Source organism: Moorena sp. SIO4G3, from assembly GCF_010692305.1.
Classification (GTDB): domain Bacteria; phylum Cyanobacteriota; class Cyanobacteriia; order Cyanobacteriales; family Coleofasciculaceae; genus Moorena; species Moorena producens_A.
The window spans coordinates 1-6,047 of sequence record NZ_JAAHIG010000478.1 but is presented as its reverse complement, the minus strand read 5'-3'; the positions used below and the strand labels follow the sequence as shown (position 1 = coordinate 6,047).

5 protein-coding genes and 2 pseudogenes are annotated in these 6,047 nt (G+C 46.4%); 4 read left to right on the top strand and 3 right to left on the bottom strand.

Translation table 11 applies throughout. The features are described from left to right. Positions 1–65 precede the first annotated feature (65 nt). From F6J99_RS40545 to F6J99_RS40530, 4 genes and pseudogenes are all read left to right on the top strand, one after another. A pseudogene (locus F6J99_RS40545) lies at positions 66–512 on the top strand (transposase); the annotation flags it as partial. Between the two features lie 204 nt (positions 513–716). Continuing rightward, a complete protein-coding gene (locus tag F6J99_RS40540; RefSeq protein ID WP_293121938.1) occupies positions 717–914 on the top strand; it encodes a hypothetical protein in 198 nt (65 codons plus the stop codon). 169 nt (positions 915–1,083) lie between these two features. After that, positions 1,084–2,664, top strand: a complete 1,581-nt coding sequence (locus F6J99_RS40535) for a reverse transcriptase domain-containing protein (RefSeq protein WP_293121935.1) — start codon at positions 1,084–1,086, stop codon at positions 2,662–2,664. 635 nt (positions 2,665–3,299) lie between these two features. After that, on the top strand, positions 3,300–3,515 hold the full coding sequence (locus F6J99_RS40530; protein ID WP_070394813.1) for a hypothetical protein: 216 nt from the start codon (positions 3,300–3,302) through the stop codon (positions 3,513–3,515). A gap of 145 nt (positions 3,516–3,660) precedes the next feature. On the opposite strand, the gene F6J99_RS40525 is transcribed toward F6J99_RS40530, so the two are convergent. The 3 genes and pseudogenes from F6J99_RS40525 to F6J99_RS40515 form a co-directional block, all read right to left on the bottom strand. Further along, complete coding sequence (locus F6J99_RS40525; protein WP_293121932.1) at positions 3,661–4,884, bottom strand: LL-diaminopimelate aminotransferase; 1,224 nt, start codon at positions 4,882–4,884, stop codon at positions 3,661–3,663. 87 nt (positions 4,885–4,971) lie between these two features. After that, positions 4,972–5,298, bottom strand: a complete 327-nt coding sequence (gene trxA / locus F6J99_RS40520; RefSeq protein ID WP_293121929.1) for a thioredoxin — start codon at positions 5,296–5,298, stop codon at positions 4,972–4,974. A gap of 108 nt (positions 5,299–5,406) precedes the next feature. Next, positions 5,407–5,958 (bottom strand): annotated as a pseudogene (locus F6J99_RS40515) (transposase); the annotation flags it as partial. Positions 5,959–6,047: the final 89 nt, after the last annotated feature.

The following is a 6,047-nucleotide window of genomic DNA, read 5'->3' as shown; positions in this document are numbered from 1 at the left end:
CCCGTTCTAGTGTAAAGAGGTACCAATGAAAAAATGGTTCCTATCACGAGGAGCCGGATGAGGGGAAACTCTCACGTCCGGTTTTGAAGACGAGTCAGTGAGGTGACTCACTGGCTTAGTTTAATAAGAATCTAGTAAAAAATCATTGTCTCGCTAAATCTATTAATGACGCAGGTTGGTATCAATTTAGGAAATGGTTAGAGCATTTTGGAACTAAATTTGGCAGGATAACTGTTGCAGTAAATCCCGCCTATACTAGTCAAAACTGCTCTGATTGTGGCGAAGTAGTTAAGAAGTCTCTATCAACTCGAACTCATGCCTGTAAGTGTGGCTGCCAGTTAGATAGAGACCACAATGCCGCCATCAACATCCGAAATAGAGCCATAAGTACGACGGGGCACGTCGGAACTTGGGTCATAGACCTGAACGCTTCAGGAGATTTGGCCTCTACTGTTCTTGGTTCCGACCAGGAACAGCCACGCTGGGTCGTTGAGTGGTGCGGCTTGTTCTGAGTAGGAGCCACTCGAAAAGAGTGGGGTATGACTCAGGTAACACCTGCGGGATAACATCCCATAGTGTTATAACTGTCCATTTTGGATGGCGGTGCAAACCCGACCCCCTGCGGAGACAGGTGACTCCCTACCTTGGCCACACCGAGCAGGCTGACACCCTAGCAGAGTGAAGCTGGCACCAGGCCGGAATCAGACTAGTCTCAGATGCTAGACACTGGCGGTAATGGGGAGGTGATATGGGTAACAGTAGTGAAAGTCCTGAAAAAGCGTCCAACGACCAAGCCGCAATCTGATAGAGCCACAGCGAGACTTGATTCCCGATTATCATCGCTACGTTTCGCTCAGACAGTAGCAACCTCCGATGAGGGAATAGGCGAATTGGACTGCCCTAAATCACCATAACAATCTAATGGACGGAACAAGTAAAAACGGCAGCAACATAGGTCTGTAGGCCGGTCGAACCTACGGTAAGAGATGTCACTCCGAATCCCTACTGCCGGGTAGGATGTGGGCTTATAACTGCCCACGGGTATTCAGAAAACACAAACTAGCGAAGAGCAAGATTAGACACATGGGTAGCCATAGTGAATCATGGAAAAAGGAAAACTGGAGGAAACTCCGGAAAGACCTATTCCGCCTACAAAAGCGAGTGTTCAAAGCGGTTCGAGAAGGAGACCTTAGGAAAGCTAAGTCACTTCAGAAACTGATTCTGAAATCACGTGCTGCACAGTTACTGGCGGTTCGCCAAGTCACACAACTGAATAAGGGTAAGAAAACGGCTGGAGTAGACGGGAAATCCTCCCTCAACTACAGAGAACGCATGGAACTGGCGGAGACATTGAACCACTATGGCAGCGATTGGCACCATAGCGGACTACGGGAAGTACCTATCTTGAAAAAGAATGGAAAGACTCGGATGTTGAAGATACCAACCATAGCCGACCGAGCATGGCAGTGTCTAGTAAAATTTGCACTCGAACCAGCCCATGAGGCCACGTTCAGCGCAGATAGCTATGGTTTCAGAACTGGAAGGTGCGCCCAGGATGTTCAGAGGAGACTTTACAACCACCTCAAATACTCAGGTAAGAAGGGTGGGAAGAAGACTAACATGAACAAAAGAATTATAGAACTAGATATCAAAAAATGCTTCGACCGCATAAACCACACCTCAATTATGGAAAGGCTTATAGCACCTGCAAAAATCAAAATCGGAATCTTCCGCTGCCTTAAGGCCGGAACTTCGGTGGAATTTCCAGAACAAGGTACACCGCAAGGTGGAGTGGTTAGTCCCCTACTGGCAAACGTGGCACTAAACGGCATAGAGGACATACACCCAAGTCTGCGATACGCAGATGATATGGTATTCATCCTCAAACCTAAGGACGACGCAGAAGTGATACTCGGGAGAGTCAAGGAATTCCTTGCCGAACGAGGAATGGAAATTAGTGAAGAAAAGACCAAGCTGACCAAAGCGACAGACGGATTTGACTTCCTGGGCTGGAGATTCCGGGTCAGAAAGGACGGAAAGTTCTCGTGCATACCCTCAGAGGATAACCACAGAACAATCCGCAAGAAGATTAAAGCCGTAGTCAACAACTCGAATTATGGTGCCGAAATAAAAGCTAAGAAATTAGCACCCATCGTCCGTGGATGGCGCAACTACCACGGGAGCTGCGACATGAGTAGCAGCAGGAACTCCCTCTGGTTCATGAACAATACCGCAAACCGGAAATTCCGCAAGGAAAAGAAGGTCAACCGGCATAAGGCTAATGAACTGTGTAAGAAGGCATTCCCTAAAGTGGGGTACAAGCAAAATCAACACGCAAACGTTAAGGGGACTAAGTCACCATATGACGGTGACCTAGTTTATTGGAGTAAAAGGAATTCACGCCTCTACTCCAATGCTACCTCCGAAGCCTTGAAACGGCAGAACCATTCTTGTGGACATTGTGGGTTGAAGTTCTTGGAAGACGAGAGAGTACATCTACACCATGTAGACGGAAACCACAACAACTGGTCTAAAAAGAACTTAATAGCAGTACATCAAAGCTGCCACCAAATGATTCATTGGTCAAGAACAGAAACATGTCCCTCTGACCAGAAATCAAAAAGCAAAAGAAACAAGGGCACTCCGAAAGGAGAGGATACCTAGGAGCTGGGTGAGGTGAAAGTCTCACGCCCAGTTCTGAAGGAGAGGTGCTCCCCTTAATCGGGGACATCGACTCTAACAATAATCCCCGCGTCTTTAGACCGGGGAGTGTCAAATACCATTATTATAGCAAATGTGTCTTACGCTCTAATCTCGGAAGTGTACTGTTAAAGGGCTTTTTTTAACTAAATACTTACATTTAACCCCTAGGCTAGCTGATTAAAATTAGAGACTGTTTATAAAGTAAATCTTAAGACAGCTGAATATTGGTGGGTTACGGCGGACAGCTCTGTTAACAGGTGAGCTTTTCTGTTGGTGGGCGTTCACGCTTCTCGGGAAATCCGACCGGGCTCGCACCGCAATCAGCTCATAATCTTTCCCTTTTGTGATCAGGAGTCTGCAGCTATCACAGAACCATCATAATGTCCAGATCACCCGGTCGTTTTTTTAGTCAGCCATTTTAGATTAATCTGACTAAAGATTCGACAGGTGCGCTTGCCGTTGGCGAATTTAATTCTTAATGGTAAGAGCGCACCTAAGAAAACAAAGGTTTTTCATCACCTAGGCGATGGACTAAGTCCATCGCCTTTCATCAAGCAATTATCCAGTGCTCTTATTACTTCAAATCAGGGGTAAGCATGACTAATCGACAAATTCCACTAACAGAAGACTACACTCGTCCTTGGGCTCTTATGCGTCTACTGCCTAAATGCCAAAGGTATACAGTTGCTAGGTTCTTTAATCGTCAGGATGCTGATAACCATCTCCGATTTTTGGATCGGTATATGCCAGAAGCAAAGTTTGAAGTACTTTTCGATCTGCCTGTCAATAAGGATAGTAATCAGCTACTCTAACAGGTTAACAATCATTGACACTCCCCGCTCGTGCATAGACGGGGATTGTTGGATCAACATCCATGATGCCAGCCTCTTAGGGTTTCTTCAGACCTTGTCCTAACCCTTAAGGCTAATTCGACAGAGACAGAGTATTAGGTACTTATTAATAAGATTGCAAAAATCCTGAAATTCTGTCCACTGCTCTTTCCAAAACGTCTGGTTCCTGTACTAAGGCAAAACGGACATAGCCTTCACCAGCCTTGCCAAAACCAGCTCCTGGAGAAGCAGCCACCCCAGTGGCTTCTACCAAGCTAGTACAAAATTTTACTGAGTTCCCTGCCCAAGGGTCTGGCAATTTTGCCCAGACATACATAGTGGCTCGTGGCACTGGCACTGACCAACCAATGCGGTTTAAAGCATGAACAAAGGCATCCCGCCGCTGTTGATAGGTGGTGACTACAGGTTTAACAATGTCTTGAGAACCATTCAACGCTGCGATCGCACCATTGAGAATCCCCCTGTATTGGTTAAAGTCAATTGCCGCTTTCACCTGCCGCAACCCTCGAATCAATTGAGCATTACCGATAGCATAGCCAATCCGGAAGCCTCCCATATTGTAAGACTTGGAAAAGCTATAAAACTCAATCGATACAGTTTTATCGGGGTCTGCTTGCAAAACCGAGGGAGCAACAGAGGTGGGATTGAGGGTTTCTGGGATTTTCCCGATCTGCTCCCCATTGCCTCTGGTATCTTCAAAAACCATATCAACGTAGGGAAAATCGTGAACTAATACCAGGTTATGGCACTTACAAAACGCCACTGCTTCCTCAAAAAAAGACAAGGATGCGATCGCAGTAGTGGGATTATGGGGATAACTCAACACCATCATCCGTGCTTGAGCTAGCACTGCCTGAGGGATATCCTCAAATACAGGCAAAAAATTGTTTTCTGCCAATAGGGGCATGGGATAAATCTGACCACTGGCTAGGTGGACACCACCGGCATGGGAAGGATAGCCTGGGTCTTGTAGCAGAGCAAAATCCCCTGGATTAAGCACAGCTAAAGGTAAATGAGCTGTGCCTTCCTGAGAACCAATCAGTTGTAGCACCTCAGTTTCTGGGTCAACCGGAATACCAAATCGTTTAGTATACCAGCTAGCTGCTGCCTGACGAAAAGCTTTAGTACCATGAAACAGCAAGTAACCGTGAGTGCTGGGCTCATACAACGAGGCTTCAATCGCAGCACACACATGCTTGGGAGCTGGTAAATCGGAAGACCCTAATGATAGGTCAATGATTTCTTTCCCAGCAGCTGCCAACGCTTTGGCCTGATCCATATCGGCAAATACATTTGCTTGCAGGGGTTGTAAACGTTGGGCAAACTGCATTGTAATCTTAGTCTTTTTCTTTTGTCTATTCTTTTCGAGCCTTTCCCATCGGTTGCGCTGGCATTGCTCCCATTGCCCCTTACTGTCCTAATTTAAATTCTCATCCAGCATAGTTTTCAATTGAGCTTTGGTAATTGCTCCCTCATGGGATTTGGCCAGCTCACCATTTTTAAACAGTCTTAGAGCAGGGACACCCTCTACCTTGCACTTGGCAACGGCATCTTGATGTTGGTCTACTTCCATCTTAATGACTTTTAAGCGATCGCTATAATTTTTAGCAACCCAGTCCACTGATGGCGATACTAAGCGGCATGGTCCACACCAAGTTGCCCAGAAGTATACCAGTACTGGCTTCTCGGCTTTTAAAACTTCGGCTTCAAACTCTTGATCTTCGATTGTAATCACATTACTCACAACGGTATCCCCTCAAAATACTAGATTAGACTGCATTGACATAATCTATATATTAATTGCTTGAACTTCCCCCCAGCTCAAGCATGGGGGATTTTGACACTCCCCGGTCTAAAGACGCGGGGATTCTTTGTTCAACGACTCGGCTTGCTCAACCAGGTCGGAACCAGGAAGAGTAGAGGCCAAATCTCCCAAAGCGTTTAGATCTTTTACGATCCTGGTTCCGGTGTGCCCCACCGTACCCAAGGCTCGTTTTAGGATGTTGATCGCGGCATTGTGATCCCTATCTAACTGGCAGCCACATTTACAAGTGTGAGTTCTAGTTGATAGGGACTTTTTAACTTCTTCGCCACAATTGGAACAGTTTTGACTGGTATAGGCAGGATTCACTGCAACTGTTACCTTCCCAAACTTTTGTCCAAAATACTCCATCCATTTCCGAAATTGATACCAACCTGCATCATTAATAGACTTAGCGAGGCAGTGATTTTTTACTAAGTTTTTGACTCTTAAATCTTCATAGGCGACCAGATCGTTAGACCGGATTACGCAGCGCGCCAGTCTCTTGGCGTGCTCTTCGCGCTGCCTACTTATTTTAAGGTGTTGCCTACCTAGTCTATTAACTGCTTTGTTACGGTCGATGCCCGGTATTATCCGGGGCACCTCCGCTCCAGAACCGTGCGTGAAAGTTTCCCCTCACACGGCTCCTGGGTAAACTCGGTCTTTGACCGGCCTTTTGGCTTGCTCCAGTG